Below are 19,443 nucleotides of genomic sequence, written 5' to 3'. Positions count from 1 at the left end.
GGCCGTCTTTCCACCCGAGCACGAAAGCCGCGCCATGCCGTCTGACGCCGACCTGCAACGCCAGCTCCAGCAGCTGCAACAGCAATACCAGGCGCTGCAGGCCGACTACCGGGACCTGCAGCTTGAAAAGCAGAAGCAGGAAACCTCGGCCACCTTGTGGCTGGAGCAGCGCACCCGCGAACTGCAGGCCGAGGCACGGGAGCAGAAAAAGGCCGAAACCCTGCAGCGGGTGTTTTACCGCATCGCCGAACGAGCGGCGGCGGACCTTTCCTTCTACGATTTCCTGCAGTCGGTGCACGGCCTGCTGGGCGAGCTGCTGTACGCGAAGAACTGCTATGTGTGCCTCTACGACGCGCAAAAGCAGCGCAAGGATTTCCCCTACTACGTGGACGAGCGCGACGGCGACACGCTGCAGCGCAGCAATGTGCCCTACCGGCGCGGGCTGACCGAGTTCGTGCTGAGCACCGGCCGGCCGCAGATCATCGACGCCGCGCGGCTCAAGCTGCTGGAAGCCGGCGGCCAGGTGACCGAAGGCAGCGGCGACATGACCTTCAGTTCCTGGCTGGGCGTGCCCATGCACATACGCGGCGCCATAGGCGGCGTGCTGGCGGTACAGGGCTATGAACCGGGCGTGGCATACAGCGACACGGACGCCGACATCCTTTCGTTTGTCGCCAACCACGTGAGCAGCGCGATCGAGCGCTACCAGGCGCTGGACGAGCTGCGCAAATCGGAAGAGCGCTACCGCACGGTGATTGAAAACGTCGGTGTCGGCGTGGTGGTGGTACAGGACGACCGCATGGTGTTCGTGAACCCCAGCCTGGAGCGCATCGTGGGCCATCCGCGCGAATATCTGCTGTCCCAGCCCTACACGGCGACGGTCCACCCCGAGGACTTGCCGGTGATGCGCGAGCGCCATGAGCGGCGCCTGCGCGGCGACGAGGTGGACTCGATGTACAGCTTTCGCGTCATCACCCAGTCCGGCGAGGTGCGCTCGCTGGAGCTTTCCGCCGTGAAGATCGAATGGGGCAAGCGCGAGGCGACGCTGATCTTCGTGGTGGACGCCACGGCCCGCCTGCAGGCTGAACTCACGCAGCGCCAGACCCTGCAGCGGCAGACCGAGCTCAATGACATGAAGTCTCGCTTCATCTCGGTGGCCTCGCATGAATTCCGCACGCCGCTGGCCTTCATCCTGTCGTCGGCAGAGCTGCTCAAGCACTACGGCGACCGGCTGCCTGGGCCCGAAAAAGCCGACGTCATCGCCACCATAGAAACCGGCGTGCGGCGCATGACCCAGATGCTGGACCGCGTGTTGCTGCTGGGCAAGGTGGAGGCGCAGATGCTGGAGTTCCAGCCTGCGCAGGTCGACCTCCAGGTACTTTGCCAGGACCTGATCGAGGACGCCCGCATCCAGCACTCGGAAGCGGGCTGCGAGCTGGCCCTGGAATTCGAGGCCAGTCCGGCGGTCGGGTTTTTTGATGAAAAGCTGCTGCGCCATATTTTCGGCAACCTGCTGTCCAACGCCATCAAATACTCGCCACAGGGCGGGAAAATCCTGTTTCGGGTCTCTTCGTCGGAGGGACGGGTGATTTTTGAGGTGTCGGACCAGGGCATAGGCATTCCGGCCGAAGAACTTCCCCACCTGTTCGAGTGGTTCCACCGCGCCAGCAATGTCGGGGAGATCCAGGGCACGGGCCTGGGGCTGGCCATCGTGAAAAATTCCGTCGACCTGCATGGCGGCCGTATAGAGGTCGCCAGCATGGTAGGCCAGGGTACGCGATTCACCGTCACGATTTAAGGCGGTGAAAACCGGCCCAAAACCGGAGCAAGGCTATAAGATGGGCATCAGGCCAGGCCAGCGGTGCAGCCCGCGGCCTGGCGGCTCAGGGAAATCCGCCCCCTAACAATGACAGCCGGGGCCTTCGCTACGAAAGAACAATGGCGCGCATTCTGGTGATTGAAGATGAGTCCCATATCCGGGACAACCTGCTGCGCTTCGTCCGGCTCGAGGGCCACGAAGGCCTGGGAGCGGCGGACGGTGGCGCCGGCCTGCAGCTGGCCCGTGAGCAGCGGCCGGACCTGATTTTCTGCGACGTGATGATGCCGCAGATGAGCGGCATTGAGGTGCTGGCCGCGCTGCAAGCGGACCGCGCGCTCAGCCAGGTGCCTCTGGTGTTCCTGTCGGCCAGCGCCGAGTCAGAGCGGCTCGAGGAAGCCCTGCGCCTGGGCGCCAGCGCCTATGTGACCAAGCCCTTTAATTTCGCCCAGCTGCAGGCGGTGCTCAAGCAGTATCTGCCCAAATAGCGAGCTGCGACCGGAAGGCTACAGGCCCAGCGCCTTCCATCCCTGGTGGCCCAGTTTTTCGAGCACCTGGATGTTCTGCTCAAAAATCGCTTCGGCCTCGGGAAAGGCCTCCACGGCCCGTTCCACGCTGTCCTCGCGCAGCAAATGCAGGATGGCAAAAGGCGCGCGGTTGGTGTAGTTGCCGATGTCCTCGGGCTCGGTGCCCTCAAACTGGAAACGCGGGTGAAAACTGGCCAACTGAATCACGCCCTCCAGCCCATGCTCGTCCACCACGCCTTCGGCAATTTCCAGGAAATCGTTGAAGTCCAGGAAGTCCTCGAACAGCGTGGGATGGATCAGCAGCGTGGTGTCGACCTCTTCGGCCGGCGTGGCGACCAACAGGTCCAGCTCGCGGTCCAGCTCCTCCAGCAGGTCATCCGCATGCCGGGCATGGCTGACCACCAGGCGCACCTGGTTCTTGACATAAACCGCCTTGGCAAACGGGCACAGGTTGAGCCCGATCACGGCTTTTTCCAGCCACAAGCGGGTTTTGTCCAGAACCTCCTGGTCTGTCATGGCCACGCTCCCCAAGCCTAGTGCAAAGCCTTGAAGCGCACGCGCTTGGGTTTTGCACCCTCTTCACCCAAACGTTTCTTCTTGTCGGCTTCGTACTCCTGGTAATTGCCGTTGAAGAAGGTCCACTGGCTGTCGCCTTCGGCGGCCAGGATGTGGGTCGCGATGCGGTCCAGGAACCAGCGGTCGTGGCTGATCACCAGCACCGAGCCGGCGAATTCGAGCAAGGCGTCTTCGAGCGCGCGCAGGGTTTCCACGTCCAGGTCGTTCGAGGGTTCGTCAAGCATCAGCACGTTGCCGCCCGCGATCAAGGTCTTGGCCAGGTGCAGACGCCCGCGCTCGCCGCCCGACAGCATGCCGACGCGCTTTTGCTGGTCGGCGCCGTTGAAGTTGAAACGGCCGGCGTAGGCACGGCTGGGCATCGTGAACTTGCCGACGGTCAGCATATCCAGGCCGCCTGAGATGTCTTCCCAGACGGTTTTGTCATTGGCCAGGTCGTCGCGGTGCTGGTCAACGAAGGCCATGCGCGCGGTCTTGCCGATGGCGACTTCGCCGCTGTCGGGCTGCTCCTTGCCGGCGATCAGCTTGAACAGCGTTGACTTGCCCGCGCCGTTGGGGCCGATGATGCCGACGATGGCGCCCGCGGGCACCTGGAAGCTCAGGTTGTCGATCAGCAGGCGGTCGCCGAAGGACTTGCTGACGTTCTTGAACTCGATGACCTCATTGCCCAGGCGCTCGGCCACGGGAATGAAGATTTCCTGGGTTTCGTTGCGCTGCTGGTATTCGTAGTCGGACAGTTCCTCGAAACGGGCCAGGCGCGACTTGCTCTTGGCCTGGCGCGCTTTCGGGTTCTGGCGCGACCATTCGAGTTCCTTCTTCAGGGCCTTGGCGCGGGCTTCCTCGCCCTTTTGCTCCTGCGCCAGGCGCTCGCCCTTCTGGTCCAGCCAGCTGCTGTAGTTGCCCTTCCAGGGAATGCCGTGGCCGCGGTCCAGTTCCAGGATCCACTCGGCGGCGTTGTCCAGGAAGTAGCGGTCGTGGGTGATGGCCACCACGGTGCCCGAAAAGCGCTGCAGGAACTGCTCCAGCCAGTCCACCGATTCGGCGTCCAGGTGGTTGGTAGGTTCGTCGAGCAGCAGCATGTCAGGCTTGGACAGCAGCAGGCTGCACAGGGCGACGCGGCGTTTTTCACCGCCCGAGAGCACGCCGATCTTGGCGTCCCAGGGCGGCAGGCGCAGCGCGTCCGCGGCGATCTCGAGCTGGTGCTCGGAATCGGTGCCGGCGGTGGCGATGATGGCTTCCAGGCGGGCCTGCTCGGCGGCCAGCGCATCGAAATCGGCATCGGGCTCGCCGTAGGCCGTGTACACGGCCTCCAGCTGGGCCTTGGCGGCAAACACCGCGCCCATGCCGGCTTCCACGCTCTCGCGCACCGTGTGCTCGGGATCCAGCTTGGGCTCCTGCGGCAGGTAGCCGATGTTCAGGCCCGGCATGGGGGTAGCTTCGCCCTCGATTTCCTTGTCCAGGCCGGCCATGATCTTGAGCAGCGTGGACTTGCCGGAACCGTTGGTGCCCAGCACGCCGATCTTGGCGCCCGGGAAGAAGCTGAGCGACACCTCCTTGAGGATATGGCGCTTGGGCGGCACGATCTTGCCGACCTTGTTCATGGTGAAAACGTACTGAGCCATCAGGATTTACTTTGGTAAAAATGAAAAAACAATGCAGGAAAACGGACTGCTTGCCACCTGTAAATGCTATTTTTACAGGCTATCGGCAGGCTTTCTTGCGGGCTGGAACGACACGCCGCGCCGGGGCGCCAACGCCTTTTGAAGGGGCGTGTTTTTCTGCGTGAATGCCCCATTATCGTTGCTGTGCGACAATACAGGGGTTGCTGGCTCCAGTTGCCTTCAACATTTGGGCACATCCGGGTACCGCTTCAAGTGGCTGCTTATGATGTTTTCGGCCCACTTTCTGACCCCATCTGCCTTTGACTGGCGGGTTGCCCTCCAGCAGGGCGCCCAACAGGCCGATCCAAAGCGCCCTACGGCGCCACATCATGACATTTGAAGAATTGAATTTGGCCCCGGCCATTCTGAAGGCCGTGCTTGAGCAGGGCTACGACACCCCCACCCCCATCCAGGCACAAGCGATCCCCGCCGTGCTCAAAGGTATCGACCTGCTGGGCGGCGCCCAGACCGGCACCGGCAAAACCGCGGCTTTCACGCTGCCCCTGCTGCAGCGCCTATCTACCGAGCCGCGCCTGACCAATCGCCGGGGCGTCAACGCCGTGCGAGCCCTGATCATGACCCCCACCCGCGAACTCGCGGCCCAGGTCGAGGAAAGCGTGCGCACCTACGGCAAATACACCGACCTCACCTCCATGGTGATGTTCGGCGGCGTGGGCATGGGCGCCCAGATTGAAAAACTGCGCCGCGGCGTGGACATCCTGGTCGCCACCCCCGGCCGCCTGCTGGACCATGCAAGCCAAGGCACGCTGGACCTGAGCCAGGTGCAGATCCTAGTGCTGGACGAAGCCGACCGCATGCTGGACATGGGCTTCATCCATGACATCAAGAAGGTGCTGGCCCTGGTGCCCAAGCAAAAGCAGTCGCTGCTGTTCAGCGCGACCTTCAGCGATGAAATCCGCGAGCTGGCCAACGGCCTGCTCAAGAACCCCGAATCCATCCAGGTCACGCCGCGCAACACCACGGTGCAGCGCATCACGCAGACCATACACCCCGTGGGCCGCAGCAAGAAGAAAGCGCTGCTGACCCACATCATCAACGAACACAACTGGAGCCAGGTGCTGGTGTTCACCCGCACCAAGTTCGGCGCCAACAACGTGGCCGAGCACCTGACAAAGCACGGCATCCCCGCGATGGCGCTGCACGGCAACAAGAGCCAGACGGCCCGCACACAGGCGCTGGCCGACTTCAAGAGCGGCACGATACGCGCGCTGGTGGCCACCGACATCGCCGCCCGCGGCATCGACATTGACGAGTTGCCGCACGTGGTCAACTACGAAATCCCCAACGTCAGCGAAGACTATGTGCACCGTATTGGCCGCACCGGCCGCGCGGGCAACAGCGGCGAAGCCGTCAGCCTGGTCTGCCTCGATGAGGAAGGCTTCATGCAGGACATCGAGCGCTTCACCAAGCAGAACATCGAAAAAATCATCGTCCCCGGTTTTGAAGCCGAGCCCGGCGAACGCGCCGAGCCGCTGGCCATGGGCCGCCAGACCATCTGGGGCGGCCTGGGCAAGCCGCCTAGCCGCGAAGTGATGCAGGCCGCCGCCAAGGCCGCCCGCACCGAGATGATGCAACGCATCCGCGACAGCAAGGGCGCCCAGCCCGCGCGTGGCGCAGGCGGCGGCAACGGTGGCGGCAATGGCGGCGCGCGCGGACGCGGCCCCGCCAGCGGTGGCAATGGTGGTGGTGGCAATGGCGGCGGCAGCGGCCGCGGCCCGCGCACCCCCAATCCCGGCCAGCCGCGCCAGGCTTCGGGTTATTCCCAGAACGGCCAGCCGCCACGGCAGGCCCAGGCGCCACGCCAGCGCGACGAGCTGCAGCCGCGCGCACCCCGCAACGAGTCCAGGGAGCCACGCAATGACTTCGACGACCGCCAACCCGCCAGCCACGCCTCCTCAGGCTTCCCCTCCTCCGGCCAGCCCACGGGCGGCAACCGGGGCAACTACCGCGGCAACCGCTCCGGCGGCGGCGCGGGTGGCTCTGGTGGCCGGGGCAACGGGCCTCGTCGGCCGGGCGGTCCTGGACCTTTTACTGGCCGATAAACGCTATTCGGCGCTCCACTGCGTGGGCCGCCGCGCACCGGCCCGGCACGACAGCCGGCTGGTTGTGCATTTAGTCGACTCTTTTGCCGGTTTCAAGGCCCCGCCGGTAAACGACGTCTTCATCGCGCTGGGAACCACCATCAAAACCGCCGGCAGCCGCGCGGCCTTCAGGGCGGTGGATTTCGACGCCGTGCTGGCCGTGGCCCGTGCCGGCCGTAATGCCGGCGCCACGCGCCTGGGCCTGGTCAGCGCCATGGGCGCCGATCCGCATTCCATGCTCTTCTACACCCGCGTCAAGGGCGAGGCCGAGCAAGCGCTCTCGCAGCTCGGTTTTGCCACGCTGGTGGTGGTGCGGCCGTCATTTCTGGCGGGCGACCGGGAATCGCTGGGCCAGCCCTTGCGCGGCGGTGAAAAGCTGGCGATCAATCTTTCAAAACGCCTCAGCCGCGTGATACCGCTGAACTACCAGTCCATTTCAGCGGACAGCGTTGCGCGCACGCTGGTCGAAGAAGTGGCGGTTCGCCAGGGACACCACGTGGTCCTGTCCGGCGACATGCAGCGCCGCTAAGACGCCAAGAAAAAGACGCTCAGGCCGCCGCTTTAAGCTGCTTGGCCGGATTACTCAATTTAGGCAAACGCCGCCGCGAGCCGAGCACCAGCTCGATATCCTCGCGTGCGCCGTCGATCAATACCAGGATCGCCTTTTCGGCCTTGGCCGGGTTGCGGGCGATCACCGCGTCCAGCACCGCCCGGTGCAGCGGCAATGAACGCTTGGGGCCGTCCTTGCGGATGGTGGAAATTTCAAAGCTGGTGCGCAGCAAGGCACTCAACGCCTTGCTCATCTGGATCAGCATGCGGTTGTGCGCGGAGCGCAGCAGGCCCTGGTGAAAACGCAGGTCGTAGGTGACGTAGTCGCCGCCGCCTTCCACGGCGCGCTTCATGCCGGCATAGGCGTCCTCGATCTCGGCGATCTCTTGCGCGGTGGCGCGCTCCGCAGCCATGCGCACGGCGGCGGGCTCCACGAGGCGCCGCAGCTCCAGCAGGTCGCGCAAAAATTCGGGCGTGATGCCGGCCTTGGCCTTCCAGGCGATGACGTCGGGGTCGAACCAGTTCCAGTGCTCCTCGGTCAGCACGCGGGTGCCGACCTTGGGGCCGGTGGTGACCAGCCCCTTGGCAATCAGCGACTTGACCGCTTCGCGCACCACCGTGCGGCTCACGCCCAGTTCCTCGCAGAGCACCGGCTCCGGCGGCATGGACATGCCGGCGGCATAACGGCCCGCGACGATGGCTTCCCCGATATGGTCTACCGTGTTGCCGTGGACGTTTTTCATGGTGGCCATGGCGCGCCTTCAGCCCCGCACAAACAGCGTGACCAGCGGGTCCGGCCCCACCTGGCGGCTCCAGTGGCCGTGCAGGGCCGGGTCGAAGGTGGCGCCGGCCGGCAGCACGTCGGCCGAGTAGAAATGCTGGCCCGGCTTGAAGATGCGCGAGACCCCGCCCTGCAGGCCGATTTCCATCTCGCCGCCCAGGATGAACACCCATTGCGGATTCGGCGTGCAATGGAACTGGCTGCGAAAGCCCAAAGGGCTGTGGCGCAGCTGGTAACCGCCCGAAGCGAACACTTCCGACAGCATGGCCTGCGGCGAGCCTTCGCCCAGCGGGACGGCCTCTTCGCGGAATCTGGCCCGGCCGTCGGTATCGGTGTAAAGAATGACTTTGGAAAAAACCGTCACAAGGGACTCCGGTGAATGGCGATAAAAAGCAGGCGCTTCATGAAGCTTCGCCGCCAAAGGCGATCTGCACTTTCATGGATTGGCGCTTGTCGCCGGCGAGTGTAAAGGCATGCGTGGCCTGCTCGAAGGCGACGATGTCGGTGATGACGGGCCGGCCGTCTATCAGGCGCTGGTTCAGGAAGGCCACCGCCACGGCGAATTCGGGGTGAAAGCGGAAGGTGCCGCGCAGCTCCAGCTCCTTGGCGACCAGGGTGTTGAGCGGCAGCGACACATTGCCGCCCAGGCCCACCGTCACAATGACGCCGCGCGGCGCCACCACATCCAGACCTGCGACCAGGGCTTTCTCATTGCCCGAGGCCTCGAACATCACATCGAACTGCCCCTTGCCGGCGGCGAAGGCCGCCAGGCCGTCCGGCTCCTGGGCCAGGTTGATGGTCTGGTCGGCGCCCATCTTTTTGGCACAGGCCAGGGGAAGCTCGGCGATATCGGCCGCCACGATGCGGGCCGCGCCCGCGCGGCGCAGGCCGGCGATCAGCAAGGCGCCTATGGGGCCGCAACCGGTGACCAGCACCTGTTTGCCGAATACCGAGCCGGCGCGCGAAATCGCGTGCAGACCAACCGACAGGGGCTCGGCCAGCGCGGCCTCGGACAGCGGCAGGTCGTCGGCCACGGGATGCGCCTGGGCGACCTCGATGACCAGGGTTTCGCGGAAAGCGCCCTGGATGTGCGGAAAGCGCATCGCGCTGCCGTAAAAACGCATGTCCATGCAGTGGTTGTGCAAGCCCTGCTGGCAAAAGCGGCAAACGCCGCAAGGCCGCGAAGGGGAAATCGCGATACGCTGGCCGGCGCGCAGGCCGCTGACCTCGCTGCCCACGGCCTCGACCACGCCCGACACTTCATGGCCCAGCACCATGGGCTCCTTGATGCGGACCGTGCCGAAGCCGCCGTGCTGGAAGTAATGCAGGTCCGAGCCGCAAATGCCGCCATAGGCCACCCGCACACGCAGCTGCTGCGGACCCAGGGTTTCGGTGTCCAGCGCGTCAAGGCGCAGGTCTAGGGGCGCATGACAGACAAGTCCACGCATGATATTTCTCCCTGGTTGCGCGGGACGGCGGCGTCACAAAGTCGCCGTCACCCCACCGTCGACATATAAAACATGGCCGTTGACAAAGCTGGAGGCATCGCTGGCCAGGAACACAGCCGCGCCGGCCAGTTCGGCCACGTCGCCCCAGCGCCTGCTGGGCGTGCGCCCCGTGAGCCAGGCACTGAACTGTTCGTCGGCCACGAGCTTTTCCGTGAGTTCGGTCTTGAAGTAGCCGGGCCCGAGGCCGTTGACCTGAATGCCGTGAGGGCCCCAGTCGATCGCCATGCCCTTGGTCAGCATCTTGACCGCGCCCTTGCTGGCCATATAGGGCGCGATGTTGGGCCGCCCAAGCTCGCTCTGCACCGAGCAGATGTTGATGATCTTGCCCCTGCCGCGCGTGATCATTTTCCGGGCAACCGCCTGCCCGACAAAAAAGACGCTGTCGACATTGGTGCGCATCAACTCATGCCAGTCCTGCGCGGGGAAGTCTTGCAGGGCCATGCGCCTTTGCATGCCGGCGTTGTTGACGAGAATGTCTATGCCGCCCAGCGTGCCCTCGATGTCCTCCACCGCCGCCTGCACTGCGGCGGCATCGGTGACGTCAAAACCGCGTGTATGGACGACGAGGCCCTCTTCGCGCAGCACGCCGGCCGCCTGCTCCAGCTTCGCGCCGTCGCGGCCGTTGAGCACCAGGGTGGCTCCCGCCTGCCCCAGGCCGCGCGCCAATGCAAAGCCAATGCCGCCCGAAGAGCCGGTCACCAGCGCAAGGCGCCCGTCAAGCCTGAAGGAGTTCAGAACCATGGACGCCCTCAATCCAGGCGGACGCCGCTGGCATCGTCAAACACATGGGTCTTGCCGGCCGCGATGTCCAGGTGCACGATGTCGTCGGGGCGCACCGCCGTGCGGCCGTGCATCACCACGATGATCTTCGCGCCGCCCACCTCGAGCAGCAACTCGGTCTCGGCGCCGGTGGGCTCCACCACAATGACCCTGGCCGGAATGCCCTGCCCCGTGGCGGACAGCGACAGGTCGCCGGGCCGCACGCCGTAGTGCACGGGCTGGCCGTCCTGCGCCTGGGCAATCTGGCCTATGGGCCACTGGTGGCCCTCGGCCTCAACCCAGGCCCGGCCGCCCTCCTTGCGCAAAACGCCTTTGAGGACATTCATGGCCGGCGAGCCTATGAATTGCGCGACAAACAGGTTGCCGGGGCGGTCGAACAGCTCCAGCGGCGTGCCTATCTGCTCGATGATGCCGTCGTGCATGACCACGATGCGGTCGGCCATGGTCATGGCCTCGATCTGGTCGTGCGTGACGTAGACCGTGGTGGTTTTCAGGCGCTGGTGCAGGGCCTTGATTTCGGCGCGCATGGCCACGCGCAGCTTGGCATCCAGGTTGGACAGCGGCTCGTCGAACAGGAAGACCTTGGGGTCGCGCACGATGGCCCGCCCCATGGCCACGCGCTGGCGCTGCCCGCCCGAGAGCTCGCGCGGAAAGCGATCCAGCAGCGGGTCCAGGTTCAGGATGCGAGCGGCGTCGCCCACGCGCTTGTTGGTGAGTTCGGCATCGGCCTTGCGCAGCTTCAGGCTGAAAGCCATGTTGTCGCGCACCGTCATGTGCGGGTAAAGCGCATAGCTCTGGAACACCATCGCGATGTCGCGGTCCTTGGAGTCGAGTTCGTTGATGACCTTGCCGTCGATCGACATCTCGCCACCGCTGATTTCCTCCAGCCCGGCCAGCATGCGCAGCAGCGTGGACTTGCCGCAACCCGATGGGCCCACCAGCACGACAAATTCGCCGTCGGAGATGTCGAAGCTGATGCCGTGAATGATCTTGACCTTGCCGAAGGCCTTTTCAATATTGCGAAACGATACAGATGCCATGGTATTTTTCTCGAGGTCAGCTCTTCACGGCACCGGCCGTCAGGCCCGACACCATATAGCGTTTGAAAGCGTAATAAATCGCCGCCGGTGGCAGCGCGTAGATCAGGCCGGTGGCCATCAGCAGTTCCCACGGTGAGTCGTCGGCGGCGAGGAAATTGCCCAGGGCCACCGCCAGCGTCACGCTGGTGTCCTTGGACAGCAGCAGGAAGGCGTAGAGGTATTCGTTCCAGGCCAGCAGCAGCGCATAGGTGCCGACCGCCACCAGCGAGGGCACCATGAGCGGCAGGTAGACCAGCCGGAACAGTTGCATGGCCGTGGCGCCGTCCATGCGGGCTGCCTCGTCGAGTTCGTAGGGCAGCTTGTCGGAGGCCTGCTTGAGCACCCAGATGCAATAGGGCGAAGCGATGGTCACCATGGCCAGGATCAGCGACCACTGGTGGTTCAGCATGCCGTAGTTGCCCATGGTCTTATACATGGGAACGGCCAGGAAAGCGGCGGGAATGAAGTAGGTGAAAAGCGCCATGTTCATCACCGTGCGGCCTCCGCGCACCTTGAGCCGGCTGATGGCAAAGGCCGCCGTGGTGGAAACCACCAGCGTCAGCGCCCCCACTGACAGCGCGATCACCAGCGAGTTGCCCAGTTGCTCCCAGAAGTGGTCAAGGTAGAAATGCTTTTGCCAGAACACCGTCTCGAAATTGTCGAGCGTGGGTTTTTTGGGCCAGAGGCGCCCTGTCGTGGCTTCATTGCGCGGCGAGATCGCGAACAGCACCATGTGGTAAATCGGGATCAGCGTCCACAGCAGGACCGGAATACCGACCAGCAGCAGTCGGGCTTCCCGGGTAACCGTACGCAACGTGATGCGGCTCATTTGGACAACCTTTTCATCATGAAATACACCAACGGCAGCACCAGCGGCAAGGCCACGACGATGGAGGCCAGGGACAGGTCGACCTGGTCCAGCCGCAGGTAGCGGATGCCCAGCGTGGCCAGCACATGCGTGAGGTCGGCCGGTCCGCCGCCCGTGAGCAGGTAGACGCTGTTGAAGTCGCCCAGTGTCCAGATCATGGAAAGGATGGTTGAGGTCAGGTACAGCGAGCGCATGGACGGCCAGGTGATGAAGCGGAACTTCTGCCAGACCGTGGCGCCGTCCACCGAGGCCGCTTCATACTGCTCGGCGGGAATCGCCATGCGCCCGGCCAGCAGGATCAGCGTCCAGAAGGGCAAGGACTTCCAGATGTGCGCCAGCATGGAAAACGACAGGGCCAGCGTCGGGTCGTTGAGCCAGTTGGGGCCGTCTATGCCCGTGGCCTTGAAAATCAGGGTATTGATGACGCCCCACTCGGGGTTGAGCATGAAGCGCATCGACAGAATGGTCGGAATCGAGGGCACGGCCCAGGGCAGGATAAAAATCACCGACAGCGCCTTGATCCACCAGCGCGTGTTCAGGAAAAATCCCGACAGGAACAGCGCCACCACCATCTTGAGATTCACCGCCACGACGATGAACACCACCGTGTTGATCAGTGAGCGGAAAAAGATCGGGTCGGCGAACAGCCTGACATAGCTGTCCGGATGGCGTGCCAGCCACAGGCCGTAGCCCACGGGGTAGATCACGAAAACCAGAAAAATCAGCAGGTAGGGAACGACCAGCGCGAGTCCCCACTTCTCCCACGAAGTCATGGCGGCGCGCTCGGCGCGCACAGAAGGGGCGGCCTGTTGAATGGTTGCAGTGCTCATGCTTTGCTTTGTTGACGCGCGCCGCCGGTCCGGGAGTCCAGACAGGCGGCGCGGCTTTCTTCAGTCGGTCAGCGCTTAGTTCGCCACTGTCTTGATGCGGGCGATCATTTCGTCAACGGCCTTGTCCACCGGCATCTTTTCATTGATCACGCGGTTGGCGGCCTTGGCCCAGACGTTCTCGTTGTTCAGGATGGTGAACTTGTAGTTCTTGGTGAACTCGAAGTTGACGGTTCCGGCGGTGAACTGGTTGTAGACCGACAGCCTGTGCGCATCGGCTTTCCAGAACGGACGCTGCTGCGCGGTCTTGGTCACCGGGAACCAGCGGCCCAGCGAGCCTTCCACATAAGGCGTGAGGTTCTCTTCCTGCATCAGGAAGGACACGAACTCCTTGGCGCGGGCCTTGTTCTTGGCCTGGTTGAACACCACACCCACCTTGACGGCGGCGCGGTAAACCATCTTGCTGCCGTCGGGCTTGTTCGGGAAGCCCGCCGTGCGGATGCGCTCGGTGTAGTTCTTTTTCGCGGTCTCGCGCTCTTCCGGCTTGAGCGACGCGTTGTTCATGTCGTCCAGCCATTTCGCCGCGATGGAAATCGTGGCGTTATGGGTCAGGATGGTGGTCTTGTTGTGGAAAGCGACGTTGTTGTCCGGGTCCTTCCAGCTGGTGGACGAGGGCGGCGTGCAACCCTTGGCGTAGGGCTGGGTGTAGTCCGTCAGCGCGCTGATCAGGCCCGTACGCACCTGTGGATCATCGACCAGCAGCTTGCCGCTGTCGTTCACCAGCTTGACGTTGTAGGCGTCCATAAAGGTCAGGAAGGAATAGAACGAGTCGCTGGAATCCACGCCCAGGGGCTGGCCTATGCCGAAAGTGCGGTTGCCGGTTTTCTGGCGATGCGCGGGCTGCACCTTGTCGCACCAGAAGGACCAATAGTCCTTCCAGCCGGTGGGAATGTCCGATTCCTTGAAGCCGGCCTCGTTGAGCATGTCCACCCAGTACTCGATGTGCATGGTCTGCTGCTTCATCGGGAAGGCGTAGTAAGCCCGCGTCTTGGTGGCGTCGTTATAGAGAAAGGCCGTCTCCACCGTGTTGGGCGCGAAACGCGCGCGCATGGGGTTGATCACGCTGCTGATGTCTTCAAGCTTGCCGTCGAAGGCCCACTTGCCGGCGACCTGGAAGTCATAGACGTCGGCATAGGCCACGTCGGGCGGGCTGCCGGAGTCGAGTGCTGCGACGGTTTTTGGGATCATGTCCTGCACGGGGTACTGCGAGAGCTCGACCTTCACGCCCTTGTGTTTTTCCTCGTACTTCTTGATCGCGGCGAAGAGCGCATCGTCTTCGGCTTTGTAAAAGCCCTTGACCCACCAGACGGTGAGTTTTTCCTGGGCGGAGGCCTGCCCCGCCGATATGAGGCCTGCCGCGACCATCGCGGCGGCCAGGATTGTCTTGAGTCTCATGTGTCTTGTCTCCTCTGCGGGTGGGTTGTTGAACTGCAAAAACTCGGCGCCTTGCGCTCTTGGACGCATTGTTATCATATGATGATTAACCCCCTGATCTTTTATGGAAAACCCGGAGCATCCCGACCTCGGAACCAAGTCCAAGGTGGATTCAATGCCATTCCGGCACCGGGGTAAAGAGGGCTTGCCCGGCAAAATGCGCGCGCAGGTTGTCGACCGCCAGTTTGGCCATGGCGTGGCGCGTCTGCACCGTGCCGCTGGCCATGTGCGGCGTCAGCACCACGTTGTCCATGGACCAGAGCGCCTCGCTGGGATTCGGTTCTTTTTCGAACACATCGAGCGCCGCGCCGGCGATCACGCCCTGCTGCAGCGCGTCAACCAATGCCGCCTCATCGACCACCGAACCGCGCGCCACATTGATCAGGTAGCCCTCAGGCCCCAGAGCCTTGAGCACCTCGGCATTGATCAGGTGGCGCGTGCCGGCGCCGCCCGGCGTGATCACGATGAGGAAATCCACCTGCGCGGCCAGCGCCTGTGCCGTGGGGTAAAAGGTGTAAGCGAGTTCCGCCTTGGCGCTGCGGCCGGTGTACGCAATCGACATGCCGAAGGCTTCGGCCCGGCTCGCGATGGCCTGGCCTATGCGGCCCAGGCCGACGATGCCCAGGCGCGCACCCGAGACCTTGCGCGCCAGCGGCATGGGCCCTTCCTTGGCCCAGCGCCCGGCGCGCACATAACGGTCCGCCAACGGGATGCGGCGCGCCACCGACAGCATCAGGCCTATGGCCAGGTCCGCCACCTCGTCGTTGAGCACGCCGGGCGTGTGGGTGACCGGAATGCGCCGCTGCAGCGCGGCGGGAACGTCCACGCCGTCATAGCCCACCCCCATGATGGAAACGATTTCCAGCGCGGGCAACTGGTCCATCAGCGAACTCGGCACCTTGGACTCCCCGCCCCCGGCAATGCCGCGCACCAGCGGCGCGACCCTGGCGAAGGCCGCGGGGTCGCCCTCATGCAGCCTGTCATGGACCTCATAAGCCGCCCGCAGCGGCTCCATCAGAAAGGGCGGGAGCTTGGCGACGGTAAGGATGTGGGGACGGCTGGACGGAACGGACACTGGGCGGGGCTCCTGCGATCATGGTTTTCACTAAGATAGTCAGGTCAATGGTATGACGATAATATGTTTGACGAATTAAGGACTTTCCCGCATGAGCACACCACCCAAGAAAAAACCCGCCCATGAACTACGCAGCCAGCAGTGGTTCGGCCGCCAGGACCGCGACGGCTTTGCCTACCGCAGCTGGGTCAAGGGCAAGGGCGTTCCGCACGACCAGTTCGACGGCCGGCCGGTTATCGGTATCTGCAATACCTTCAGCGAACTGACGCCCTGCAACTCGCATTTCCGCACGATTGCCGAGCAGGTCAAGATAGGCGTCTACGAGGCCGGCGGCTTCCCACTCGAGTTCCCGGTGATGTCGCTGGGCGAAACCCTGCTGCGCCCCACCGCCATGCTGTACCGCAATCTGGCCAGCATGGACGTGGAGGAAAGCATACGCGGCAACCCCATTGACGGCGTGGTGCTGCTGATGGGCTGCGACAAGACCACCCCCGCGCTGGTCATGGGCGCCTCCAGCGTCGACTTGCCCACGGTTGGCGTCAGCGGCGGCCCCATGCTGAGCGGCAAATGGCGCGGCCAGGAGCTGGGCTCGGGCACCGGCGTCTGGAGCATGAGCGAGCAGGTGCGCGCCGGCACCCTGAAACTCCAGGAATTTTTCGAAGCCGAGAGCTGCATGCACCGCAGCCACGGCCACTGCATGACCATGGGCACGGCCTCGACCATGGCCAGCATGGTCGAAGCGCTGGGCATAGGCCTGCCGGGCAACGCCGCCTATCCGGCGGTGGACGGCCGGCGCAATGTGCTGGCCCGCATGGCCGGCCGCCGCGCCGTCGAGATGGTGCACGAAGACCTCACGCTGTCGAAAATCCTCACGCGCCAGGCGTTTGAAAACGCCATCAAGACCTTGGCTGCGATAGGCGGCTCGACCAACGCGGTGATCCACCTGATCGCGATCGCCAGGCGCATAGGCGTGGAGCTCACGGTGGACGACTTCGACCGTCTCGCCAGCGAGCTGCCCTGCCTGGTCAACCTGCAGCCCTCGGGAAAATACCTGATGGAAGACTTCTGCTACGCCGGCGGCCTGCCGGTGGTCATGAAGGAAATCGCACAGCATCTGCACACTGGCGCCATCACCGCCAACGGCAAGACCATTGGTGAAAACATCGCCGACGCGGAAAACTTCAACACCGAGGTGATCAAGCCGCTGTCCGCGCCCTTCAAGGACAAGGCCGGCATCGCTGTGCTGCGCGGCAACCTTTCGCCGCGCGGCGCCGTCATCAAGCCCAGCGCGGCCACGCCGGCGCTCATGGTGCACAAAGGCCGGGCCGTGGTGTTTGAAACCATTGAAGACTTCCACGCGCGCATTGACGACGAAAACCTGGACATCGACGAAAACTGCGTGATGGTGCTGAAAAACTGCGGCCCCAAGGGCTACCCCGGCATGGCCGAGGTCGGCAACATGCCGCTGCCGCCCAAGGTGCTGCGCAAGGGCATCACCGACATGGTGCGCATCAGCGATGCGCGCATGAGCGGCACGGCCTACGGCACCGTGGTGCTGCACACCGCGCCCGAAGCCGCGGCCGGCGGCCCGCTGGCCCTGGTGCAGAACGGCGACATCATCGAGCTCGACGTACCGAATCGCCGCCTGCACCTGCATGTGAGCGACGAAGAACTCGCCAAACGCATGGCCGGCTGGAAGCCGCCGCAGCCCCCGCTGAATTCGGGCTACTGGAAGCTCTACATCGACCACGTGCTGCAGGCCGATGAAGGCGTGGACCTGGATTTCCTGGTCGGCAAACGCGGGGCGTTTGTGCCGCGCGACAACCACTGAGCCGGGTACAAGGCGGGTACCGGGCCGCGCGCAGGCGGCGGGTACCATAGTGGTTTGAGGCGCGGCGTATTTTTCCCGGTTTTTCTTCCCTGAAAAAGCCCGCGCCGGGATGCCGGAAGACGGCGGAAGAAGCCAGGAAACCCAATGCAAGCCAGAAAATTCGATGTCGTCGCGCTCGGCGAAGCCATGGTGGAGTTCAACCAGACCACCGCCGGCCAGCCCAACTACCTGCAGGGCTTTGGCGGCGACACCAGCAATGCCGTGATCGCCGCCGCGCGCGCCGGCGCCAGCACCGCCTATCTGACCCGCCTGGGCAGCGACACCTTCGGCCAGTCGCTGATGGCCTTGTGGGCCGCCGAAAACGTCTCCACACAAGCCGTCCAGCAGGACAGCGAGGCCAGCACCGGCCTTTACTTCGTCACCCACGGCCCCAAGGGGCACGAGTTCAGCTACCTGCGCGCGGGCTCAGCGGCCAGCCGCATGACGCCGGCCTGGCTGCGGGAGGCCGGCGCGGCAGAAGCCGTGCGCCAGGCCAGGGTGCTGCACGTCTCGGGCATTTCGCTGGCAATTTCCGCGACCGCCTGCGACACGGCTTTTGCCGCGATGAAGCTGGCCAAAGAGGCCGGCACGCTTGTCTCGTTTGATTCCAACCTGCGGCTCAAGCTCTGGCCGCTGGACCGTGCCCTGGCCTGCACCCGCCACGCCGTGTCGCTGTGCGACATCTTTCTGCCCAGCCTGGAAGACATCACCACCCTCAACGGCATGACGGACCCCGACCAGGTGGTGGACTGGGGCCACGCCCTGGGCGCCAAAACCGTGGTGCTCAAGCTGGGCGGCGACGGCGCGCTGGTTAGCGATGGCGCGCGGCGTGAACGCGTGCCGGTGCACCGCGTGAAGCTGGTGGATGCCACCGGCGCGGGCGACTGCTTCTGCGGCAACCTGCTGGCGCGCATCGCCCAGGGCGACACGGTGTTCGACGCCACACGCTACGCCAATGCGGCGGCCGCCCTCACAGTGCAAGGCTATGGCGCCGTGGCGCCGCTGCCGCGCCCCGAACAAGTCAGGGCCTTGCTGTGAGCCGCCTGCTAGCCGTCGACTGGGGCAGCTCGTCGCTGCGCGGCGCGCTGCTCAGCGCCGAGGGCATCGCACTTGAAGAACGCGCCTTTCCGCGCGGCATCCTCACGGTAGAGGCCGGCGGCTTTCCCGAAGTTTTTCAAAGCTGCTTTGGAGACTGGATGACGCCCGGTACGCTGTGCCTGATCTCCGGCATGGCCGGCAGCAAACAAGGCTGGCGTGAAGCGCCCTACTGCGCATGCCCCGCGGGTTTTGACGCGATTGCCGCCGCGCTTGAGTGGGTGGAGCCGGGCCGCATCGCCATCGTGCCGGGCCTGAGCATTGACAAGGCCGGCGTGCCCGACGTCATGCGCGGCGAGGAAACACAGATCTTCGGCGCCCTGCAGTTGCTGGGCCTCAACCATGCCCGGCTGGTGCTGCCTGGCACGCACAGCAAATGGGTAAGCGTCACGGACCGCAAGGTAATGGATTTCTCGACCTGGATGACCGGCGAGCTGTATGCGCTACTGCGCCGGCATTCCATCCTCGCGCGCATGCTGCCCGAGGACGAACCCGCGCTGGACAGCGCCGCTTTCGAGCGGGGCGTGGCCCATGCGCTGGCCGGCCCCGGCCTGCTGAACACGGCCTTCAGCACACGCACGCTGTCTCTATTCAACCGCATGGGCACTGAAGCCCTGCCCAGCTACCTGTCGGGCCTGGTCATAGGCGAAGAGCTCAAGGCGCAGACGTTGCCGCACGGCGAGCCGGTGGTGGTCATGGGCGCCGAGGCGCTCACGGCCCGCTATGAACAGGCCTTGGCCCAGCTCGGCGTGCCCGTCCAGCGCGTGGGCGCGGGCGCCACCTGGCGCGGCTTGCGCGCGATTGCAAACACGCTTGGCTGACCCGCGAATCCACTCTC

The 19,443-nt window shown here is 64.4% G+C and carries 18 protein-coding genes; 7 read left to right on the top strand and 11 right to left on the bottom strand.

The window, feature by feature from the left end; all coding sequences use genetic code 11:
- The first annotated feature begins 34 nt into the window (after window positions 1-34).
- A complete protein-coding gene (locus tag ACEN8I_RS02870) occupies window positions 35-1,798 on the top strand; it encodes an ATP-binding protein (RefSeq protein WP_413326079.1) in 1,764 nt (587 codons plus the stop codon).
- 140 nt (window positions 1,799-1,938) lie between these two features.
- Window positions 1,939-2,304 carry a response regulator gene (locus tag ACEN8I_RS02865; RefSeq protein ID WP_413326077.1) on the top strand — a complete coding sequence of 122 codons (366 nt, stop codon included), beginning with the start codon at window positions 1,939-1,941 and terminating at the stop codon, window positions 2,302-2,304.
- An 18-nt stretch (window positions 2,305-2,322) separates the two neighbouring features.
- Here the strand turns inward: ACEN8I_RS02865 and ACEN8I_RS02860 are convergent, their stop codons facing one another.
- Both ACEN8I_RS02860 and ettA read right to left on the bottom strand, forming a co-directional pair.
- Entirely contained in the window at window positions 2,323-2,859 is a 537-nt protein-coding gene (locus ACEN8I_RS02860) for a DUF1415 domain-containing protein (RefSeq protein WP_413326074.1), read from the bottom strand.
- A 17-nt stretch (window positions 2,860-2,876) separates the two neighbouring features.
- Window positions 2,877-4,538, bottom strand: a complete 1,662-nt coding sequence (ettA, locus tag ACEN8I_RS02855; protein WP_413326071.1) for an energy-dependent translational throttle protein EttA — start codon at window positions 4,536-4,538, stop codon at window positions 2,877-2,879.
- A 368-nt stretch (window positions 4,539-4,906) separates the two neighbouring features.
- Between ettA and ACEN8I_RS02850 the strand changes: the two genes are divergently transcribed.
- Together ACEN8I_RS02850 and ACEN8I_RS02845 are read left to right on the top strand one after the other, a co-directional pair.
- The gene (locus ACEN8I_RS02850; RefSeq protein WP_413326069.1) at window positions 4,907-6,640 is read left to right on the top strand and encodes a DEAD/DEAH box helicase; all 1,734 of its coding nucleotides are present in this window, start codon (window positions 4,907-4,909) and stop codon (window positions 6,638-6,640) included.
- 64 nt (window positions 6,641-6,704) lie between these two features.
- Window positions 6,705-7,208, top strand: coding sequence for an epimerase (locus ACEN8I_RS02845; RefSeq protein ID WP_413326067.1), 504 nt, complete (start codon window positions 6,705-6,707; stop codon window positions 7,206-7,208).
- 19 nt (window positions 7,209-7,227) lie between these two features.
- On the opposite strand, the gene ACEN8I_RS02840 is transcribed toward ACEN8I_RS02845, so the two are convergent.
- The 9 genes from ACEN8I_RS02840 to ACEN8I_RS02800 form a co-directional block, all read right to left on the bottom strand.
- Complete coding sequence (locus ACEN8I_RS02840; protein ID WP_007868430.1) at window positions 7,228-7,980, bottom strand: FadR/GntR family transcriptional regulator; 753 nt, start codon at window positions 7,978-7,980, stop codon at window positions 7,228-7,230.
- 9 nt (window positions 7,981-7,989) lie between these two features.
- The gene (locus tag ACEN8I_RS02835) at window positions 7,990-8,373 is read right to left on the bottom strand and encodes a hypothetical protein (protein ID WP_413326065.1); all 384 of its coding nucleotides are present in this window, start codon (window positions 8,371-8,373) and stop codon (window positions 7,990-7,992) included.
- Between the two features lie 37 nt (window positions 8,374-8,410).
- Window positions 8,411-9,457, bottom strand: a complete 1,047-nt coding sequence (locus ACEN8I_RS02830) for an L-idonate 5-dehydrogenase (RefSeq protein ID WP_413326063.1) — start codon at window positions 9,455-9,457, stop codon at window positions 8,411-8,413.
- A gap of 33 nt (window positions 9,458-9,490) precedes the next feature.
- Window positions 9,491-10,258: an SDR family oxidoreductase gene (locus ACEN8I_RS02825; protein WP_413326061.1), complete on the bottom strand. Its 768-nt coding sequence runs from the start codon at window positions 10,256-10,258 to the stop codon at window positions 9,491-9,493.
- A gap of 8 nt (window positions 10,259-10,266) precedes the next feature.
- On the bottom strand, window positions 10,267-11,337 hold the full coding sequence (locus ACEN8I_RS02820) for an ABC transporter ATP-binding protein (RefSeq protein WP_413326059.1): 1,071 nt from the start codon (window positions 11,335-11,337) through the stop codon (window positions 10,267-10,269).
- A 16-nt stretch (window positions 11,338-11,353) separates the two neighbouring features.
- Complete coding sequence (locus ACEN8I_RS02815) at window positions 11,354-12,205, bottom strand: carbohydrate ABC transporter permease (RefSeq protein WP_413326057.1); 852 nt, start codon at window positions 12,203-12,205, stop codon at window positions 11,354-11,356.
- Entirely contained in the window at window positions 12,202-13,074 is an 873-nt protein-coding gene (locus tag ACEN8I_RS02810; protein ID WP_074577463.1) for a carbohydrate ABC transporter permease, read from the bottom strand. Before ACEN8I_RS02810 ends, ACEN8I_RS02815 begins: the two co-directional genes overlap by 4 nt.
- A 75-nt stretch (window positions 13,075-13,149) precedes the next feature.
- Window positions 13,150-14,526, bottom strand: coding sequence for an ABC transporter substrate-binding protein (locus tag ACEN8I_RS02805; protein ID WP_413326054.1), 1,377 nt, complete (start codon window positions 14,524-14,526; stop codon window positions 13,150-13,152).
- A gap of 151 nt (window positions 14,527-14,677) precedes the next feature.
- On the bottom strand, window positions 14,678-15,640 hold the full coding sequence (locus tag ACEN8I_RS02800) for a 2-hydroxyacid dehydrogenase (RefSeq protein WP_413326052.1): 963 nt from the start codon (window positions 15,638-15,640) through the stop codon (window positions 14,678-14,680).
- 91 nt (window positions 15,641-15,731) lie between these two features.
- Here ACEN8I_RS02800 and ACEN8I_RS02795 point away from each other — a divergent pair, with 91 nt between their 5' ends.
- The 3 genes from ACEN8I_RS02795 to ACEN8I_RS02785 all read left to right on the top strand — a co-directional run bounded on the left by ACEN8I_RS02795 (window position 15,732) and on the right by ACEN8I_RS02785 (window position 19,426).
- Window positions 15,732-17,471, top strand: a complete 1,740-nt coding sequence (locus ACEN8I_RS02795; protein WP_413326050.1) for an IlvD/Edd family dehydratase — start codon at window positions 15,732-15,734, stop codon at window positions 17,469-17,471.
- Between the two features lie 144 nt (window positions 17,472-17,615).
- Window positions 17,616-18,548 carry a sugar kinase gene (locus ACEN8I_RS02790; RefSeq protein WP_413326048.1) on the top strand — a complete coding sequence of 311 codons (933 nt, stop codon included), beginning with the start codon at window positions 17,616-17,618 and terminating at the stop codon, window positions 18,546-18,548.
- Window positions 18,545-19,426 carry a 2-dehydro-3-deoxygalactonokinase gene (locus ACEN8I_RS02785; RefSeq protein ID WP_413326046.1) on the top strand — a complete coding sequence of 294 codons (882 nt, stop codon included), beginning with the start codon at window positions 18,545-18,547 and terminating at the stop codon, window positions 19,424-19,426. Before ACEN8I_RS02790 ends, ACEN8I_RS02785 begins: the two co-directional genes overlap by 4 nt.
- Window positions 19,427-19,443: the final 17 nt, after the last annotated feature.

It is taken from the genome of Polaromonas sp. CT11-55, assembly GCF_047303325.1.
GTDB lineage: Bacteria > Pseudomonadota > Gammaproteobacteria > Burkholderiales > Burkholderiaceae_C > Polaromonas.
The sequence above is the reverse complement of the archived record's forward strand: the minus strand, read 5'-3'. Positions and strand labels throughout refer to the sequence as shown.

Coding starts and splice junctions, on each gene's coding strand:
- ACEN8I_RS02870 (WP_413326079.1), top strand. CDS start 35: ATGCCGTCTGACGCCGACCTGCAACGCCAGCTCCAGCAGCTGCAACAG.
- ACEN8I_RS02865 (WP_413326077.1), top strand. CDS start 1,939: ATGGCGCGCATTCTGGTGATTGAAGATGAGTCCCATATCCGGGACAAC.
- ACEN8I_RS02860 (WP_413326074.1), bottom strand. CDS start 2,859: ATGACAGACCAGGAGGTTCTGGACAAAACCCGCTTGTGGCTGGAAAAA.
- ettA (WP_413326071.1), bottom strand. CDS start 4,538: ATGGCTCAGTACGTTTTCACCATGAACAAGGTCGGCAAGATCGTGCCG.
- ACEN8I_RS02850 (WP_413326069.1), top strand. CDS start 4,907: ATGACATTTGAAGAATTGAATTTGGCCCCGGCCATTCTGAAGGCCGTG.
- ACEN8I_RS02840 (WP_007868430.1), bottom strand. CDS start 7,980: ATGGCCACCATGAAAAACGTCCACGGCAACACGGTAGACCATATCGGG.
- ACEN8I_RS02830 (WP_413326063.1), bottom strand. CDS start 9,457: ATGCGTGGACTTGTCTGTCATGCGCCCCTAGACCTGCGCCTTGACGCG.
- ACEN8I_RS02825 (WP_413326061.1), bottom strand. CDS start 10,258: ATGGTTCTGAACTCCTTCAGGCTTGACGGGCGCCTTGCGCTGGTGACC.
- ACEN8I_RS02820 (WP_413326059.1), bottom strand. CDS start 11,337: ATGGCATCTGTATCGTTTCGCAATATTGAAAAGGCCTTCGGCAAGGTC.
- ACEN8I_RS02815 (WP_413326057.1), bottom strand. CDS start 12,205: ATGAGCCGCATCACGTTGCGTACGGTTACCCGGGAAGCCCGACTGCTG.
- ACEN8I_RS02810 (WP_074577463.1), bottom strand. CDS start 13,074: ATGAGCACTGCAACCATTCAACAGGCCGCCCCTTCTGTGCGCGCCGAG.
- ACEN8I_RS02805 (WP_413326054.1), bottom strand. CDS start 14,526: ATGAGACTCAAGACAATCCTGGCCGCCGCGATGGTCGCGGCAGGCCTC.
- ACEN8I_RS02795 (WP_413326050.1), top strand. CDS start 15,732: ATGAGCACACCACCCAAGAAAAAACCCGCCCATGAACTACGCAGCCAG.
- ACEN8I_RS02790 (WP_413326048.1), top strand. CDS start 17,616: ATGCAAGCCAGAAAATTCGATGTCGTCGCGCTCGGCGAAGCCATGGTG.